At 49.6% G+C, this 17,755-nt stretch carries 19 protein-coding genes; 1 reads left to right on the top strand and 18 read right to left on the bottom strand.

Annotated elements, in window-relative coordinates; all coding sequences use genetic code 11:
• Positions 1-30: 30 nt before the first annotated feature.
• From F3H20_RS02535 to flgG, 12 genes are all read right to left on the bottom strand, one after another.
• Entirely contained in the window at positions 31-531 is a 501-nt protein-coding gene (locus F3H20_RS02535; protein WP_149733400.1) for a nitroreductase family protein, read from the bottom strand.
• Positions 532-590: 59 nt separating this feature from the next.
• Entirely contained in the window at positions 591-1,868 is a 1,278-nt protein-coding gene (locus F3H20_RS02530) for an MlaD family protein (protein WP_149733399.1), read from the bottom strand.
• The gene (locus F3H20_RS02525; RefSeq protein ID WP_149733398.1) at positions 1,865-2,626 is read right to left on the bottom strand and encodes an ABC transporter ATP-binding protein; all 762 of its coding nucleotides are present in this window, start codon (positions 2,624-2,626) and stop codon (positions 1,865-1,867) included. The genes F3H20_RS02530 and F3H20_RS02525 overlap by 4 nt, the downstream gene beginning before the upstream one ends.
• 30 nt (positions 2,627-2,656) lie before the next feature.
• Positions 2,657-3,424: an MlaE family ABC transporter permease gene (locus F3H20_RS02520; protein WP_149733397.1), complete on the bottom strand. Its 768-nt coding sequence runs from the start codon at positions 3,422-3,424 to the stop codon at positions 2,657-2,659.
• Positions 3,425-3,631: 207 nt separating this feature from the next.
• A complete protein-coding gene (locus F3H20_RS02515) occupies positions 3,632-5,452 on the bottom strand; it encodes a SpoIVB peptidase S55 domain-containing protein (RefSeq protein ID WP_223191573.1) in 1,821 nt (606 codons plus the stop codon).
• Between the two features lie 9 nt (positions 5,453-5,461).
• A complete protein-coding gene (locus F3H20_RS02510; RefSeq protein ID WP_149733395.1) occupies positions 5,462-5,773 on the bottom strand; it encodes a biotin/lipoyl-containing protein in 312 nt (103 codons plus the stop codon).
• A gap of 185 nt (positions 5,774-5,958) precedes the next feature.
• Positions 5,959-7,449, bottom strand: coding sequence for a phosphodiester glycosidase family protein (locus F3H20_RS02505; protein WP_149733394.1), 1,491 nt, complete (start codon positions 7,447-7,449; stop codon positions 5,959-5,961).
• A gap of 53 nt (positions 7,450-7,502) precedes the next feature.
• Entirely contained in the window at positions 7,503-7,886 is a 384-nt protein-coding gene (locus tag F3H20_RS02500) for a rod-binding protein (protein ID WP_149733393.1), read from the bottom strand.
• A 40-nt stretch (positions 7,887-7,926) separates the two neighbouring features.
• A complete protein-coding gene (locus F3H20_RS02495) occupies positions 7,927-9,048 on the bottom strand; it encodes a flagellar basal body P-ring protein FlgI (protein ID WP_149733392.1) in 1,122 nt (373 codons plus the stop codon).
• A gap of 48 nt (positions 9,049-9,096) precedes the next feature.
• Positions 9,097-9,699 (bottom strand): flagellar basal body L-ring protein FlgH, encoded by a 603-nt coding sequence (locus F3H20_RS02490; RefSeq protein ID WP_223191572.1) that lies wholly within the window; start codon positions 9,697-9,699, stop codon positions 9,097-9,099.
• Between the two features lie 35 nt (positions 9,700-9,734).
• Positions 9,735-10,562: a flagellar basal body P-ring formation chaperone FlgA gene (flgA, locus tag F3H20_RS02485; protein WP_149733391.1), complete on the bottom strand. Its 828-nt coding sequence runs from the start codon at positions 10,560-10,562 to the stop codon at positions 9,735-9,737.
• Positions 10,563-10,571: 9 nt separating this feature from the next.
• Positions 10,572-11,360: a flagellar basal-body rod protein FlgG gene (gene flgG, locus F3H20_RS02480; protein ID WP_149733390.1), complete on the bottom strand. Its 789-nt coding sequence runs from the start codon at positions 11,358-11,360 to the stop codon at positions 10,572-10,574.
• On the opposite strand from flgG, the gene F3H20_RS02475 reads away from it, so the two are divergent.
• Positions 11,359-11,538, top strand: coding sequence for a hypothetical protein (locus tag F3H20_RS02475; protein WP_149733389.1), 180 nt, complete (start codon positions 11,359-11,361; stop codon positions 11,536-11,538). The genes flgG and F3H20_RS02475 overlap by 2 nt on opposite strands.
• Here F3H20_RS02475 and flgF read toward each other — a convergent pair.
• The 6 genes from flgF to murA form a co-directional block, all read right to left on the bottom strand.
• Positions 11,528-12,271: a flagellar basal-body rod protein FlgF gene (gene flgF, locus F3H20_RS02470; RefSeq protein WP_149733388.1), complete on the bottom strand. Its 744-nt coding sequence runs from the start codon at positions 12,269-12,271 to the stop codon at positions 11,528-11,530. The two genes, F3H20_RS02475 and flgF, sit on opposite strands and share 11 nt — an antisense overlap.
• A gap of 70 nt (positions 12,272-12,341) precedes the next feature.
• Positions 12,342-13,367 (bottom strand): rod shape-determining protein, encoded by a 1,026-nt coding sequence (mreB, locus tag F3H20_RS02465; RefSeq protein WP_091743784.1) that lies wholly within the window; start codon positions 13,365-13,367, stop codon positions 12,342-12,344.
• A gap of 164 nt (positions 13,368-13,531) precedes the next feature.
• Positions 13,532-13,798, bottom strand: a complete 267-nt coding sequence (gene spoIIID / locus F3H20_RS02460) for a sporulation transcriptional regulator SpoIIID (protein ID WP_091743785.1) — start codon at positions 13,796-13,798, stop codon at positions 13,532-13,534.
• Between the two features lie 506 nt (positions 13,799-14,304).
• The gene (locus tag F3H20_RS02455; RefSeq protein WP_149733387.1) at positions 14,305-15,048 is read right to left on the bottom strand and encodes a M23 family metallopeptidase; all 744 of its coding nucleotides are present in this window, start codon (positions 15,046-15,048) and stop codon (positions 14,305-14,307) included.
• A gap of 46 nt (positions 15,049-15,094) precedes the next feature.
• Complete coding sequence (gene spoIID / locus F3H20_RS02450; protein WP_149733386.1) at positions 15,095-16,090, bottom strand: stage II sporulation protein D; 996 nt, start codon at positions 16,088-16,090, stop codon at positions 15,095-15,097.
• A gap of 341 nt (positions 16,091-16,431) precedes the next feature.
• Positions 16,432-17,688, bottom strand: a complete 1,257-nt coding sequence (gene murA, locus F3H20_RS02445) for a UDP-N-acetylglucosamine 1-carboxyvinyltransferase (RefSeq protein WP_149733385.1) — start codon at positions 17,686-17,688, stop codon at positions 16,432-16,434.
• Positions 17,689-17,755: the final 67 nt, after the last annotated feature.

Below are 17,755 nucleotides of genomic sequence, written 5' to 3'. Positions count from 1 at the left end.
AGGTTGGCTGGCTATGGTGCCAACTATCAATTACCACTGATTATAATGAACCCTTGAGGCAATGAAACGGCAGACCGGTTCTTTTTCCTCAAGAGGATATCCGATTGGAAGAATAGCCAGCGGCAAAACTTCCGGTGGCAGCCGGAAAAGCTGCTGAAAAGCATTGATCCGTTCAGCATGGGGATGAACATTCAGCCAGACACTGCCCAATCCCAGTCCGGTAGCCGCCAATAATATGTTCTCCACGGCAGCCGAGCAATCCTGTATCCAGGTACCGGGCAGTTTTTCCAGCCGCTGATCGCCGCAGACCAAAATTGCCACTGGCGCTTCGGTAAAGATTTGCGAGTAAGGCTCCTCAACCGGTATTTGCCGCAATCGCTCCCGGTCATTAATCACAATAAATTGCCAGAGTTGCTGATTATCCGCCGAAGGCGCATTCATCGCAGCCTGTACCAGCAAGTGAATCTGTTTCTCACTCACGTCTTGCTTGGTATAGCGTCTAATGCTGCGCCGTCTGAAAATAAAATCCATATCGTCACCCTCTATTCCCATTTTACCGGACAGAGCTATCTACTGCATCGGCCAGACTGTCAGAAGGTATGTTTGACACCAAAATAGGTGCTGCGGTCAGGCGTTTTATTGGCGTTTTCCGTCTGCCCAACCAGAAACGTGTCGGGATTTAACTGATATTCAGTTCTGAGCTTAACCCGCACGTCATTGGGATCATACACATCAACGGAAAACCGCATTTGATTGCCCAGTTTCGCATCGATGCCGGCGCCGGGTTTTCCTTCCACAATTCCCAGACGGCTATCAAAACGATCATCGCCTGTACCGACTTGCAGATTCCCCTTATTGCCATCCCCAATGCCATGGACACCTACCACGGCAAATTGATTGGGTGACGTATTGATTTTGATATCCGCATTGCTTTGATATTTCTCCGAATCCGGACTATAGAGCATTTCAAAATTGGTTTCGGCGCTCAGGGAATTCATTTTGCCCAGCATTTTATTAGCCTTTTCACTGGCTTCCCTGGTATTCTTCAAGGTTTGCCGCAGATTTTCACCTGTCTGCGGATCGGTGACCACTCCCTCCAGAGAAGCGGCCATTTTTTCTATTCGATTGCTGGTACTCTTAATATTGGCCAGCGTTTCTCTTAAATCGGCTGCCGTCTGTCCGTTATTGTCCACACCGGCAATCAGCTTATCCACTCTTGCCGTGACGGCACTTAAATTGCCTGATACATCGCGCAGATTTCCCGCAATCACGTCCACATTCCCCTCATTGTGTGCTGCCATTCGGGCCAAGGTGGCCGTCAGTGCATTTAAATTAGCCGTTATTTCTTTCGCATTTATGACGGTATCCTTAAACGAGGCTTTTACTTTTTCATCGCCAAACACATCATTCAAGGACTGTACCAGTTTCTGTACATCAAGCAGAACCTTATCGGCAGTGGCAATCAGATGTTCCAGCCCTTGAGGGTCTTGCCCCCGGACCACGGCGTTAGGCGCCAAAAAACCGGTGGCCTGGCTGGCGGGATAAATTTCAATAAACTTCTCTCCCAGCAAACCGTCTGTCCCGATGACGAAGCTGGAACCTTCCGGTATAGCTACGCCGGAATGAATCAGCATTTGGACCAGCACGCCATCCGGATTGACCTGAATACCCTTGACGGAGCCGACTTCCACACCGGCGTACCGAACAATATTGCCTTGCTTCAGCCCGCTGACCTGACCAAACACAGCCTGTAGCGGATAGCCGTCTTCCCGGAAAGTAAAGTTTCCCAAATGAATAATCATATAGGCCAGTAAGGCCAGCCCCACTAGCGTAACGGCACCGACGCGCCCCTCCGTACTTAATCTCATGCTTCGAACCTCCTTTTACTGCTGGCACCGCGCGCTTTTAAACCGTAAATAAACTGCTGCACAACCGGATTGGCCGACTGCTTGATTTCCGCCACCGTTCCTACCTCAATAATCCGGCCGCCATAAATCATGGCAATACGGTCGGCAATATTAAAGGCACTTGTCATGTGGTGGGTTACAACGACCGAAGTAACTCCCATAATCCGTTTGGTACTGGAGATCAGACGGTCAATTTTCTCCGACATGATCGGATCCAGTCCGGCGGTTGGTTCGTCATAAAGAATAATTTCCGGATTTACCGCAATGGCCCTGGCCAGACTGACTCTTTTTTTCATACCGCCGGAAAGCTCGTTGGGCATGACCTTTTCCTTGCCGAACAGTCCCACCATCCTTAATTTTCGCCGGACAACTTTACTGATTTCCTCCTCAGAAAGCTTGGTATGCTCCCGTAAACCGAAAGCAACGTTTTCACCGACCGTCATTGAGTCAAACAGCGCCGAGTATTGAAAAACCATTCCCATGTTCAGCCGCAACTGGTTTAGTTCATCCTCGGAAAGCCGTGAAATTTCCTTATCCTTTACCCAAATCTCACCCGAGGTGGGTTTCAATAAGCCGACAATAAGCCGTAGCAACGTACTTTTACCGGAACCGCTCGGGCCAATAATGACCATGGTTTCACCGGCTGCAACCGACAGGTTGATATCCTGCAAGATATGATTACCATGAATATTCATATTTACTGCCGACAACTGTATCATGTTCTCACCTTTCACCCGGAAGGGTTAAACCTACCGGAATAATATTAAAGATAAAAAATAATTGCTGATAAAGATTAAAATAATTGAAGTCACCACCGAAGATGTTGTTGCCCGGCCTACCCCTTCAGCCCCCGGATCAGTCGTGAGCCCCTTGTAACAGCCGATAAGGGCGATAATCACGCCAAAAACAACAGCTTTGACCAAACCGCCGGTCACATCGTTTACCACGGCGAAAACCTTGATCGAATGCAGATAGGTAAAAGAACCGATACCCGAATATAAAGTAGCCACCAGATAGCCGCCGATTGTGCCAATTACATCAGCAAAGACAACCAACACCGGGGTCATGACAATACAGGCAAGTATGCGGGGCACCACCAGATAGGCTACCGGATTAACGGCCATGACCCGCAAGGCATCAATTTGTTCGGTAACTTTCATTGAACCGATCTCAGCCGTAATGGCCGCACCAACCCGTCCAGCCAAAACCACACCGGTCAGCACAGGCGCCAATTCCCGTCCGATCGCTATAGCCACTACACCGCCGACCGAGGATTGGGCGCCATATTTGATGAATTCATTGGCGCTTTGCAGCGTCATGACCATCCCGGTAAATAGGATAGTCAATAAAACGATAGGCAGAGAGTCTACTCCTAAATGGGACATTTGCTGAAATACCTGCGTTGACTTGGGACGGCTGCGAACGTGATACATGGCCTCTATCAATAAAAGGACCAGCTTTCCCACACTTTCCATTCCATTGATAACACCGCGCCCAATACTTTCTAAAAACAGCATGCTCCTATCCCCCATAGCAAAATAAACTGTCCATTTACAATTTACAACAATACATGATACAGACAACAAATTTAAATGATTTTATTATTATTCGCTACCGGTCCGACACATCCCTGCCGGTTTTCCGCCTCCCGCTTTAGCATTATATGCCTGTTTTCAGCCAAATAAGCAAAAAAAGGCACCTTCCCTCAGGAAGGTGCCTTCAGTTTATTTGCTTTTATGATCAGTCACTACATTAATCAGTACCTGTGCATCGTTGTCTATAATATAGTCGGTGGTTGTACAGGTCTTAGGTTTGACGGTTTCCGCAGTACCGGACGTCAAAGCTCCTTTCAATGTCCCGCTGGCGCCAGCCGAGTTCTCCGTGCTTTCTTCCACCGGGAAAAGTCCCGCCTTGTCATCGGAGCCTGCTTTTCCCGAATCAGCCATTCCCTGGGGCATAACACCGGTATCGAGAACTTCAACGACAATGGCATTATTACGGTCACGGGAAGTAAATTCATTAATAGAATCGGCAAAGGTCATGTTTTTAGCCTTAGCTTTTAAGTTTTTCAGTTCCACATCCAGTCCCTGCTTTTTTAACAGCAACTGGGTTAGCGGAATCATACCGCCACCCCGGACTTCCAGCAACAACGGTCCGGCCGCCTGTTCCTTGGGTACCGTATAGTTCACTGTAATACTTACCGGCTCACTGCGGTACGGTTTCAGCTTGACCTGGATCGGCACGGTTTCTCCCGGCTTGGCCGCCGCAACTTTTGCCTGCGCATCTACAATGGATGCGGTCTGACGTTCCTGATTGACCGTCACCTGCATCTTGACGTCCATAATATCTACCGGATTATACGGATTGGTCATTAGCAAATTAAGCGCTTCAAAAAATTCGCTGACAGCCATCTCGCCGATATTCACCGGACTATAGAACATATTTTCGCGCCGCAGTGTTTCACCGGGCATATTTCGTGCCGAAATTTCAAAGCTCACTTTAGCTGAACCGGCTCCAATGCGGTCCATCGCCTTTTCCATAACGCTGTAGGCCGTGGTAGCCGAGAGAATGGGCGCCAGTTCTTCGTTTTGCACAACCTGCACCGCATCGTCCTGTATTTTGTTCACATCGGTATCGGTAACGGTAATCCGCATCGGTATAACCGAGGGATATTGCCCCACGATTCCGGCAATCCCGGCCTTGCGGTCTTGCGTCACCATACCGAGCAAATCGCCGGTAGAACCGACTTTAAAACCACTTTCCAGACCATTCACTACCGTATAAATGGTGGCATCGGTCAGCAAATAGGAAGCCTTGCCCCGCTGCAGGAAGGGATGACCAAAAGCCAGCACTTTATTACCTTCAGTATACGTTACTGTGCCAATGGCCCCCACGCTGACATCGCCACGGACCAGCTCGATGCCTACAGCACTGCCTGGTTCCAGCGCAGCAGCCTGACCTTCTGTTTCCGGTTGACTGCCTACGGCATAGGGAAACAACTTATAGGGACTTAATTTATCCTGCAGCATGGTCATGGCATGATCACTCAGTCCGGACACCATCAGCGGCGTAGCCGCCGGCAGCAGGTTCTGCTTTTCTCCGGCAATTCCGCTGCCAACAGAAGGTTTCCCACTTGTTCCCAGATCCCATAATTTTAACATGTCGGCAATCGGCGTAACCATACCGACGGTATGGTCACTCAGCGGCCAGCCATAGGCAATGGCGCCGACCAGCTTGCCGTCAATATAGACCGGACTGCCGCTCATTCCCTGGACAATGCCGCCGGTTTGATCAATGACCGCACCAGAAGTGCGCACCAGAATCAAATCGCCGGCGCCGGGATTCTTCATCACATTAAGTACTTCCACATTAAATTCTTCAATGGCAGTGCCGGACACTACCGTTTTGGCGATGCCTTTCATACCCGGTTTTACTTCATCTAACGGCAGGATGGAAGGATAAGCCTGTGCCGCGGTCAGCGGCAGCAGTACAAAAATCGCTACAATAGTTAAGCAACGCTTCCATATGGTTATCAAAAAGATCATCCTTCCCTTTTACTTGGTGACTGGCTCCAGCCGCACCAGAACTTCACCTGCCTGCACAGCATCTCCGGCCGAAACCAATACTTCCCGGACAATTCCATCAGCAGTAGACCGCACGGCCGGCACGGGACCTGTTATGGAATCTACAACGACCAATACCTCCCCTTCACGGACAGAGGTACCGGGCACGGCCAAATGACTGGCCACTACCTTGCCCGATAAGACACTTCTTTGATCCACCAAGTGATTGGCTGCCGATACCCAGGCAGCAAAAGCAATCAAAAGAACCGCCGTCACCAGCAAAATATTTCTTTTGCGAAGCATACAAATCCCTCCTTACTTTATCTATTCCCTATGCATTTTTCGCTGTCAAATTCCTTCTCTACAGCATGTGCGCCGTTATAGCGCTACGGCACTGCCTTAGCCTTGACCAGAGAAACTCGGCTCACCGATATCTGCTGTAAGGTTCGAGCAGGCTATACTGTTACTTTCATTATACAGCATTATGGTCAATTGGCAAGATTCGTCGAAACAACAGCCAATGCGGTTCCTATAGAACGCTCATGACCATCGGAGGGTTTATTGACAATTTCCTTCTGAACAATCATTTCACTGGAACCGCCGCCATCCAGATTCATGGCCTGGATGCTTCCCAGTTCCTGCATTAAGAGGGCTGTATCCAGTAAAGTAAGCCCTATGCTGTGTTTTTGCCGCCCATCCACGACCACTAGCAGGATATGTCCCTCCTTGGTAATACCCACAGCCGTGCGCGGCGCCCGGCCGGCAGCCACATCAGACCCAAACTCCTCCAGCTTGGTGGTTAAGTAAATACTGTTATTTTTTACAAGTCTCGGTCCCGCGCCAATGACCGCAACGGCTTTACTCCATTGATCCCCCAGGCTTTGGGTTACCTTCACGGTATCGCCTACCTGCAATTTCCCCAACGCCTGCTGCGACTTGCCATGGGCGGATAAGACAAAGCCGTCTTGCGGTATAACCGAATTATTGGTATTGATTGCCGTTATTTTATTTCCTACCACAACATATTCGTTGCCAAACGGATTGGTATCAGTCGCCGTGTCATAATAAGAATTATACAGAATCAGCGCATCGGCCCCCCGTTCTTCGTTCACACCGGTAATCGTAACTTTTTGACCGTCCGGCAATTCGACACTCCCCTGATACAGCGCATCGTCGATTATGGCACTGCCGTCAGGCAATATGCCCAAAGCGGTACGCGTAATATCCATACTGGCAACAATGGTGTCCTGCAGTTGCATGACACCCAGCGTTGTCCCGTCCAGGCTAAAATAAGTGGCATTTACCGCGGCAGCCGCACCTTTTGCCTGTTGCATTAACGATGATAATTTTTCGAGACCTACTGTTTTCTGATTGGACAGCAAGGGCTGCAGTTTCCAGCCTGCCTTGGGATCAAGGTCTAAAATATGGGCCGCCAGCGGGCCTTCGGCAGTACCACGGAGTAATGCGGTATAGGTTAGCCCCGGAGCGATTTCCCGTTTTATTTTATGTTCGTATTTTTTTACAATATCGATAACAATCCGGTTGGGATTTTTTAAGGTAAATACATTGTAAACAGCCGTCGTTTTTAAATCAATAACTGCTGTAATCCCTTCCTTGGCTTCGCTGATCCGCAAACTTTTAAATACCGGGTCCTGCGCAGGCAGTGCCGGTATAACTCCCTTATTTATCGTCTTGGGCAGCGTAACAGTAATATGAGCAGCAGAAGTGTCTTTATTTTGCGGCGCCTTGTCTTCCAGCAGATTTACCGAGTACTCTGGCAAAGCACTTACGTCAAGCACAATCCGTACCTTTTCCGGCGATTGACTCACCCTGATCTTTTGCAGTTCGATCGCTGGAACAGCATTGGCTGTCTGGGCCTGAGCCGGAGCTGTCGCAGCAGCGGCAAAGCCTATGGTGATCGGTGTGAAAAGCTGGACTAAAATGAGCAAAACAAGCGGTAGCTTATATAGTCTATTCATAAATTCCTCCCTATTAAACCGCGCAAGCCGTATAAGAAGAAAACCAGCCGCCATCAAGGCGTCTGGCTTTTGTTCTTCCCAGTATTTATGGTTTGGCTTAACTGATGGTATAACATGTCAGCCAAACCAATCCCACCGGCTTGAGCCATATTTTTGGTCAGTTCGCCGTCCAGCATGGATGTCATGATGGATTCGGCATTGCTTTGTTTGATTAGCCCGTCTTTCGGCACAGTATCCCGCATCTTGCTCATCATAAAGTTCAGAAACACGGCCTCCATGTCCCGGCAAGCTTGCTTGAGCTTGGTCTGGTCTTCCGTGTCACTGATATTCTGAGTAGCCTGGCTCAGCTTTTCAGCAAAATCGGTATTCCCGTTAGCCTGAAGATACTTACTTTGATTGACGGTTCTGTCTACACCGCCGATAGCGCCTATGTTCATAGCCTCACCTTTATTATCCAAAGTCTAAGAGTACGAAAATTCATATGAGTTGCAGATCGGCATGCAACGCTCCGGCAGCTTTAATTGCCTGCAGGATGGAGATGACATCCCGCGGCGTTGCCCCTACCGCATTCAGCGCATTTACCACGTCACCTACATTAGCGGTAGAAGGCAAAAGGATGGTATTGCCTTTGTCCTCTTCCACACTCACATTCGTGTTGGTCGTTGTCGCGGTAGTTCCCCCGGAAAGCGGCGGCGGCTGCGACACATCGGTGCTCTTGCTAATTTTGATGCTTAACCCGCCCTGGGTCACGGCAACCGAATCAATCGCCACATTAGCTCCCATGACAATGGTTCCCGTCCGTTCATTAATCACAATTTTAGCCACATTATCAGGAACAATGGATAGTTCTTCCAGAGATGCAACAAAACCAACCAACCCATTACCCTGGTACTCCGCCGGTACGGCAATCACAACTGTACCGGGATCGCGGGCCGTCGCAATGGCCCCAAAACGATAATTAATCGCATCGCCGATTCTGGTTGCCGTGGTAAAGTCCGGTTGAGCCAAAGACAAGGTAACTGTTCCATTATTGCTAAACTGCATGGGAACATCCTTTTCTACAATGGCGCCATTCGGCATATTGCCCACGGTGGGAAAGTTTTTTTGCTGACTGCTGCCACCGCTGCTGGCTGCAAACCCGCCAGTCGAAACAGGTCCCTGCCCCACCGCATAGACCTGGCCATTAGCCGCCCGGAGCGGCGTCTGCAGCAAAGTTCCCCCCTGCAGATTTTTGGCATCTCCCATAGAAGAAACCGTCACATCAATCGTATCCCCCGGCTTAGCAAAGGCCGGCAGTTGGGCGGTTACCATTACTGCCGCCACATTTTTCGACTGCATCTGGGATGAAGAAACTGCCACGCCAAAGGTCTTCAGCATACTGGCAATAGATTGCATGGTTTCGATACTCTTGGTGGAGGAATCGCCAGTACCGGCCAAGCCTACCACCAAACCGTAACCTAACAGTTGATTCGCCCGCACGCCCTGCACTTTAGCGACATCTTTGATCCGAGTGACAGCCCCCATCGTCTCCGCCATAACCGGTAAAGCACCGGCCGATACAAGCAGGGCAATCATAAAAGCACATAACAATTTGCGCATACGTTAATCCTTTCCGGCGCGGCAAACAGTTCATGAATTGCCGCAGGGTTAGAATAAGATATTGAAAAGCTGAGTAATAATCCCTTGGCGTTGCTTTCCGGCAATAGGGCCTTTGCCATCGACATATAGCTGGGCATTAGCAACCAGATTGGAGGAAATGGTATTATCGGCGGCAATGTCATCAGGTCGGACAATGCCGGAAATGGTAATACTCTGTTCTTCACCGTTCTGCTTGATTTTTTGCGTGCCGGAAATAACCAGATTTCCATTAGGCTGGACTTCAATCACCTGTACCGTAATTTTCCCCGTCACTTTATTCGTATTGCTAATGGAGCCTTTAGACTGGAACGAATCGGAATTGCCCGCACTGGCATCATTTAAAAAGGTAAACAGTCCTACACCGGCACTCATATTGGTACTGCTGGTCTTGGAGTTGCTGGCGTTACCGCTGCGGCTGGCACTGGAGTTTTCGTTGATTACAATGGTTAGAATATCGCCGACAACCGCCGCCTTACGGTCACTATAAAGGGATGAGGACTGTCTGCCCTCTGCCCATAAGGATTCGGCACGCACTGCGGTTTGAACCGATATAGCGGAAAAAAAGAACCCGACCATAAGTATCACTGTGATTTGCATCCGGTTTATTTTCATCAGCAGGTCACCTCACTTTATTCAATGCATTGACATCACCGGTATAAGGAAATCAACACCGAGGTTCCGTCCAGCACCTGCGCTGTAACAACTTTCTTGGAATTGACATTGCGAACCCTGATAATATCTCCTACACTGCCGTTCTGCATAGCTTCCCCGGTAGCCATTACTTCCATGTCGCCCATTCTTACCAGAATAGATACCATAGCTCCCCGTTTTATTACTTCAGGTTGGGCAAGCATGTACTTGTTAAGCGGCGTTCCCGGTGAAATTGTCCGGCGTGCCTGCATCCCGGCCACGTCAACCAGATTGGTCATGTAACCTTGCGACAGGCGCCCGATATCCATGCGCTCGTATTTAATGCTGTCCGGTGCGATAAGTTCATTAGCCGCCAGACTTCTCGCCGCTACCACCACATCCTGGAACAGGCGGACATCCAGGCTCAGACTGACCTTGGTATAAGCCTGGCCGTTCAACGTAACCACCGCATACACTACGGTCGGAAAATTAAACCGAACACCGTAAGGCAATTCTATGTAATAATCAGCCGTCCCCGGCGGCAGTTCGATATCGGCAGGCAGATTAAGCGGCGTAATCATTAATCGGTTATCTTCCGCCGGAACGCCTGCCCGCTGCCGGACAAGCTGCAAAGCCGACTGCAGCACGTCATTGGCACGAATAACCTGTCGCTCGCCTGTATCATACCCCGTTACATCGCGGTAGGCTGCCGGCCTGATGTAAGAGGCAGTCTGGCCCAGTCCCGGCAGTGCTGCGACCGGCACAATTTGATCGGTACCGGCGGCAAAACCGTACTGTACGCCAACAGCCAACAACAACAATAAGCACCCAAGCTTTTGCAACATAGCTTTCACCTAGCGTTTCAGATTGGCTGCCGTCTGTAGCATTTCATCCGAAGTGGTCACAGCCTTGGAATTCATTTCATAGGCCCGCTGCGCCACAATCATATTAACCATCTCTTCCACGACCTGAACATTGGACATTTCAAGATATTTTTGAATTAGCGTGCCTGAACCTTCTTCGCCGGGAACAGTAACCACCGGATCACCGGAAGCCTCAGTCTGCTTTAATAAGTTACCGCCAAGGCTCTCCAGCCCTGCAGGATTAATGAACCGGGCAATCTGAAGCTGTCCCAGCTCCTGCGGCGCCGTTTGACCGGAAACCTTTACCGATACTGTTCCATCGGTGGCAATCGTAATGTCGGTAGCATTTTCCGGAATAGTAATCTGTGGTTCTACCAGATATCCTTCCGAGGTGGTCAACCGACCCTGACTGTCTTTTTTAAATGAACCGTCACGGGTGTAGGACAGCGTGCCGTCCGGCATGTTGACCTGAAAAAAGCCGTCCCCCTGAATGGCCACGTCCAGGGAATTTCCGGTAGATTCCAGATTCCCCATGGTATACATCTTCTGAATGGCAGCCTCCCGGACGCCTAGTCCGACCTGCAGGCCGGTCGGCAACTGCGTATCAGCCCCTGAACTGGCGCCTGCCTGGCGGACCGTCTGATACATCAGATCCTGAAAATCAATTCGGCTCTTTTTAAACCCGGAAGTATTTACGTTAGCCAAATTATTTGACAGATTATCAATATTTGCCTGTTGGGCAATCATACCCGAACTGGCAGTCCAAAGTGCACGCATCATGGCGGTACAAAGCCTCCTAATTTTTATTTCTATAGCATCGGCCATCCATGGCAACCCCGAAGCCAATCCTTCAGCTATCGCTGCAAAAGAACGCTGGATCAATGAGCCTGCCGGCCAGGCGGCAAAAGATCCGTCAGGCTCGCAGGAGCAGGTTAATCTATGGTTCTCTAGACTTTAGCGACTTCATTGACTGCTTTATCCAACAGTTCATCCTGTGCCTGTACTGCCTTCGCATTCGTTTCATAGGCCCGGTACCCGGCAATCATATTAACCATTTCGGAAACTGCATTAACATTGGACTGTTCCACCACACCCTGGCGGACAATCCCCTCCATGGGGCTTGTTCGAGCGCCCGCCGCCGCAACATACAGAGAAGAGCCTTCCTTGGTCAATTGTTTTTCATCGGTAAAACTAACCAGTTGCAGCGAGCCTGTCACCATACCGTCCACCCGTACCTGTCCGTCACTGGAAACAGCTACTTTATCACCGGTTACGCGCAGCGGACCATTTTTCCCCAGGACCCGGTATCCATCTTGCGTCACCAATTCGCCAAGCGCATTCCGGGTAAACGAGCCATTACGGGTATACCGGACGCCGTTTGGCGTATCAACAGTAAAATAACCCTGTCCCTCAATAGCCAGATCAAAGGTATTTCCTGTCTGCACCATCGGGCCGGCTGAGTGAATCGGGGCAATTTCATCAATGACCGAGCCTACGCCCATATTGCCGATTACCGGTGCATCGGTTCCGTCGTTGATGCGCTGAATATACATGCTTCTGAAGTCCTTGCTTATCGCCACATCCTTCTTATAGCCTGCTGTATTCACATTGGCCAGATTATTGGCTATGGTATCGGTACGTAACGATTCGGCTACCATTCCGGAAGCAGCCGTATAAATTCCCCGAATCATACTACCATCTCTCCTATGTTAAAAATCAGTGGTTTTGAGACATATTTCCACATATGTATATATTCGACGTTTAAGCAATACTTCCTTTTTTTAGTGTTGTCAGGCTATCTTCAATCGACTCCAGCGACTCCAGCGCCTTACCAGTCCCTAAAGCGACGCAGGAAAGCGGGTCTTCGGCCAAATAGGTCGGAATGCCGGTCTCCTGAATAATAAGCCTGTCCAATCCGTTAAGCAACGAGCCGCCGCCAGTCATGACAATGCCCCGGTCCATAATATCCGACGAAAGTTCGGGCGGCGTGCTTTCCAGTACCGACTTAACCGTCTGAACAATCAGCGATACCGGCTCGGAAAGAGCCTCTCTTGTTTCGGTCGAACTGATGCGTACCGTTTTCGGCAGACCGGAAACCAAATCCCGGCCGCGTACTTCGATTACTTCATCCCGACCATGAGGGAAGGCGGTCCCGATTTTCACCTTTATTTCTTCCGCCGTGCGCTCGCCGATCATAATGTTGTATTCCTTCTTCACATAACGAACCAGCGCTTCGTCAAATTTATCCCCGCCGATGCGCAGTGACTCGCTCAGCACGATACCGCCAAGACTAAGTACAGCCACATCGGTAGTTCCGCCGCCGATATCAACAACCATGGCGCCACAGGGCTCGGAAATATCCACGCCGGCACCCAAGGCGGCGGCCATCGGTTCCTCAATTAAATATGGTTTTCTGGCACCAGCCTGCATGGTTGCTTCCAAAACCGCTCTTTTTTCCACCGTGGTCACGCCGGAAGGAATACAAACCATAATCCGCGGTTTAAACAGAAAACTTTTGCCGGCCACTTTCTGGATAAAATGACGCAGCATGCTCTCGGTTGTGTCATAGTCGGCTATAACGCCTTCCCGGAGTGGACGAATGGCAATAATATTGCCGGGAGTTCTGCCCAGCATTCGTCTTGCCTCTTCCCCAATGGCTAAAATTTTATTTGTATCTCTGTCGATTGCAACTACAGAAGGTTCCCGCAGTACAATTCCCTTTCCCTTTATGTACACCAATACATTCGCTGTGCCTAAATCCACGCCAATATCCATCGAGCCAAACATCAAAAATCCCCTTTCAACACTGCCAGTTAAGCTTGTCTCCCATCGTCCCGAAAAAAATAATCCACCGGCAAAGCAAAAAAAACAAACCGCCGTCTGATTATTTATTCGCAAACGAATAGAATCACATATAGGATTTTAGCTTCTACAATTTCTAAAAAAATCCTCTATTTTTCTTCACATTCTTTTGTTTCCTGATATTTTTTTCTAGTCGCCTCACCACCGCGAATATGACGTTCGGCTTTGTTTATTTCCAGCACATGCCTGACCTTATGAGACAGCCGTTTATTAATGATTGGCAGACGTTCAATCATATCTTTATGCACCGTGCTTTTGCTGACACCAAATACGGCGGCTGCCTGACGCACCGTGTGCTTACTCTCGAGTATATGGTTACAGATGTCCAGTACTCTTTTGCGAATATAATCTTTCATCTTGTTTGGTTCCCCCTCACCAGTTGTTTGCTACCATGTATATGCGGACAAAAATAAATCATGCGCGAAAATCTTTTCGCCCATGATTTTAAACTGGTATCTAGTACTCCGCCAACTTTGTAATTGAAAGATGATGGCGCGGCAACATTTTGTCAACCAAGGCGGAGGAAGGAGGATACCGCCAGTATGTCGACTGACGATATGGATGACTAAATGTTGACCGTCAGCAATATCTATTTTCAAGGTTGGTGGAGTATTCGTGCTGCTAAAACTAGAGCAGGACTTCTTCGCAATGCACGACGGAGGAACGCCCAAATTGGCAATCTATAAGGGACTGACACCGAAAAGGGGCATAAAAAAACTGCTAAACCAGCAGTCTTTTTTAGCAGATTAAATGCCGATAAGTATGGACTATCATAGCTGCTCTACTTTACAAAAGCCCCTTCTTTTTCGACAGTCTGAGACTGCGGAAAACACCAAAATCAGCGGTATTGTTACATCGTTTTTTAACGCAGAATATCCAAAGGATTAATGGTTTTCCCTTCCCGTTTGATAACTAAATGGACATGCAAAAAAGGCTCGGCCGCCGAAGAGCCGGGAGTACCGATTTCCTGCCCTGCTTTCACGGTCATTCCCTTTTCCAGTTGAACAGCAGCCAGTGCCCCATAGTAGATAATGTCTTTACCCTGAGCAATAGCTACAGTCAGCCCTGTTGCCGGATCAGTGTATATATCCGTTACAGTACCGGCATATATGGCTTTGACCTTTTCCGTCTTATCTTTGCCTTCGATATCAATGCCCGGATGAAATCGCCATTCCTGATATACCGGCTGGAACTGCCAGCCGAATTCTGCTTTAATAGAACCTGTCAGCGGCCAATGGGCCTGGGCGGGTTCCTCGACTACAGCTCTATTTTTTCCGGCCGGCTTGCCGGCAGCCTGTATATCAGCTGCCTTTTGTTCCACCGCGTGGGCCGTAGTATCCACATCATTGGCCGCCTCCGCTTCCCGCTTGGGCAAAACCGCTTCCGATGAAACAACAGCAGGAGTAACTGCAGACTGTTCCTGAACAACCGCGTCCGTCCGGTTCCTGCCGTCCGGGGCAGTCACCAGCAACAGTCCGGCACTTGATAGCAAGAGAAAACCTGCGGCTATATAGCCGGCATAAAACAACTTCCATTCTTTCTTATAGCACAATCTGATTCCTTTTTTAACATACGACCAGATTTTGATTACTATGGCTGGCATCATGGTATCACCTCATTACCAGTATGCCCCTTTTTTTTCTTTAAGAAACTTATGAGCCGGAAATATGGGTGAGATCAATTCCCGTATAATAATATTTCAGGATATACCGGTAATCCTTCCCTTCTTTAGCCAAGCCGTTGGCCCCATACTGGCACAGGCCCACGCCATGACCGTAGCCGGTCGTCTGAAAAACCAGCTTGTCTGCTCCGGTTTCCACTTTAAAATTAGTCGACTTCAACCCCAATTTATCTCTGACGGTTCCGCCGCTTAACAGCTTACTGCCAATACGTATTTTCCCTACCCGCCCCGAATCGGTTAATTCGGCGATTTGTACGGCAGCAGGGCTGCCATTTTGCGCAGCGGCCACAATATCGGTATCACTACCCAGCCGTTCAGCAATCTCACTCAGGGAAAACTCCTTCGTTTCACTATAGCGGGGTGATTGCTGGTCCCAGTTACAGGCTACACTTTTCAGATAAGGATAGTCGGTCCCCCAGACTTCCTGGGCACTTGCGGTACGTTCTCCGCTGGTAGAATGGAAAACCGCCAGAATAGGTTCCCCATGATAAGAAGCGATAATCCCACGGGTCGCATCAACAGCCTGGCTGATTTTATTCCAATACACCTTGTAACCAAGCGACCCCCACCGTGCGGTCAGGTCCTGCTCATCGGCCCAGGCCTGGCCCTCGCGGTAATCGCTGCTCACATCGGCGCCCGGATGCGCGGCAATCCCTTCACCACCAAAAATGGCCATATGTTTCACCGCGTAGGTCCTGGCTGCCACCGCCTGGGCTTTTAGTGCTTCCAGCTCAAACTGAGCAGGCATTTCCGCCGCTACCACGCCTTTTACATACTCCTCCAGATTCATTTCCACAATCTGATTTTGCTTGGCCATATAGACACGAATTACGACATCCTCGCCTTTAGCCACGCCCTTGGGACTGCCGACAGGGTCCAGGCCGAACAGACTGCGTATCACTACCGCAGGAACAATCAGTACCAAAAAAACAATCAATCCAACAGCACCGGCCAGCACCTTTTTCATCAAACACGCTCCCCTTTAGATTGTTCGCCCTTTCTCCTCCTTACTGCAAACTATTGACACCGATTTGTGACATAACTACTACATACTATGCCTCCCAGCCGTCCCCTATGCCTACGGAACCACTGATTTATTCGCGCTGCGTGTCCCGGCAGAGCTGTTCCTGACTGACTGTGTCAGCAAACCTCTGAAATGACCTCAACTACTCCAGCAACTTTACTTCCTGCCCGGCAAAAAGGTCTCTCGCCAGGCCGTCGGACTGATTACATGGTGTTTTCCTAAAACAACGGCAGCCAGACCCTGTTAGGCCTGACTGCCGTTGTTATGAAATCATATAAAATTGCTTACCGGTTTACCCGTTTAATGTCCGCACCAATGGCGCATAATTTATCTACAATACCGTCGTACCCTCTGTCAATATGGTGAATATATCCTACCTCGGTTTCACCCTCCGCTACCAGGCCGGCTAACACCATGGCGGCGCCGGCTCTCAAATCGGTTGCCTTTACCGGACAGCCGGTCAGCTTGCGAACGCCTTCCACAATAGCGCTGCGTCCCTCAATTTTGATGTTGGCTCCCATCCGCTTTAATTCGTCCACATGCATAAAGCGGTTTTCAAACACCGTTTCCGTATATACGCTGGTCCCCTGCGCCACCGTGGACAGGGCCATGAACTGGGCCTGCATGTCGGTGGGAAAGCCGGGATAAGGCAACGTCTTTATATCAATGGAGCGCAAGTTTCCCGAGCTGTACACCCGTAACCCGTTGATATCCTCTTCAATGACAGCGCCCGCTTCCTTAAGCTTGGCAATCACCGGTTTTAAATGTTCAGTCAGCGCGTTTTCGATCCAAACGTCACCGCCGGTCATCGCTGCCGCAACCATATACGTGCCGGCTTCAATCCGGTCAGGAATAACCGTATAGGCTGTCCCCCGCAGTTCACTGACGCCTTCAATTTTAATTACATTGGTACCGGCGCCGCGAACACGGGCTCCCATTACATTCAGATAATTGGCCAGATCAACAATTTCCGGCTCATGGGCCGGGTTTTCCAGAATAGTTACGCCTTGGGCCAGACTGGCTGCCATCATAATATTTTCGGTGGCACCGACACTGGGAAAATCCAGATAAATTCGGGCCCCGGTCAGTCCCTTCGGCGCCTTGGCTTCAATATAACCATGTCCGATTTCAATCTCCGCGCCCAACGCTTCAAAACCTTTTAAATGCAAATCAATCGGTCTTGTTCCAATGGCACAACCGCCGGGCAAAGAAATTTTGGCCTGCCCCCGCCGGGCCAATAAAGGCCCCATGACGAGAAAGGATGCCCGCATTTTACGGACAAGGTCATACGGAGCTTCACAACTGGTGATATTGGTACTATCTATCATCAGTGTATCAGCTTCACGCCGCGTCGGTACTCCCAGATGCTCCAGCACATGCATAAAAGTTCGCACATCTTCAAGATCAGGTATTTCTTCCAGCGTGCTGGGCGATCCTCCTAACAATGAAGCAGCGATAATCGGCAACACGGCATTTTTAGCACCGCTGATTTTAACTGTACCGGACAGGCGTTTACCACCGCTGATAATTAATTTCTCCATAAAATATGGTCCCCCCACTTAACTCAACTTGCCTTCCCTGATGTAAACGGTTAGTATTGCATACGGC

The sequence above is a fragment of the Propionispora hippei DSM 15287 genome (assembly GCF_900141835.1).
Lineage (GTDB): Bacteria > Bacillota > Negativicutes > Propionisporales > Propionisporaceae > Propionispora > Propionispora hippei.
This window is presented reverse-complemented; position numbering and strand designations above follow the sequence as displayed.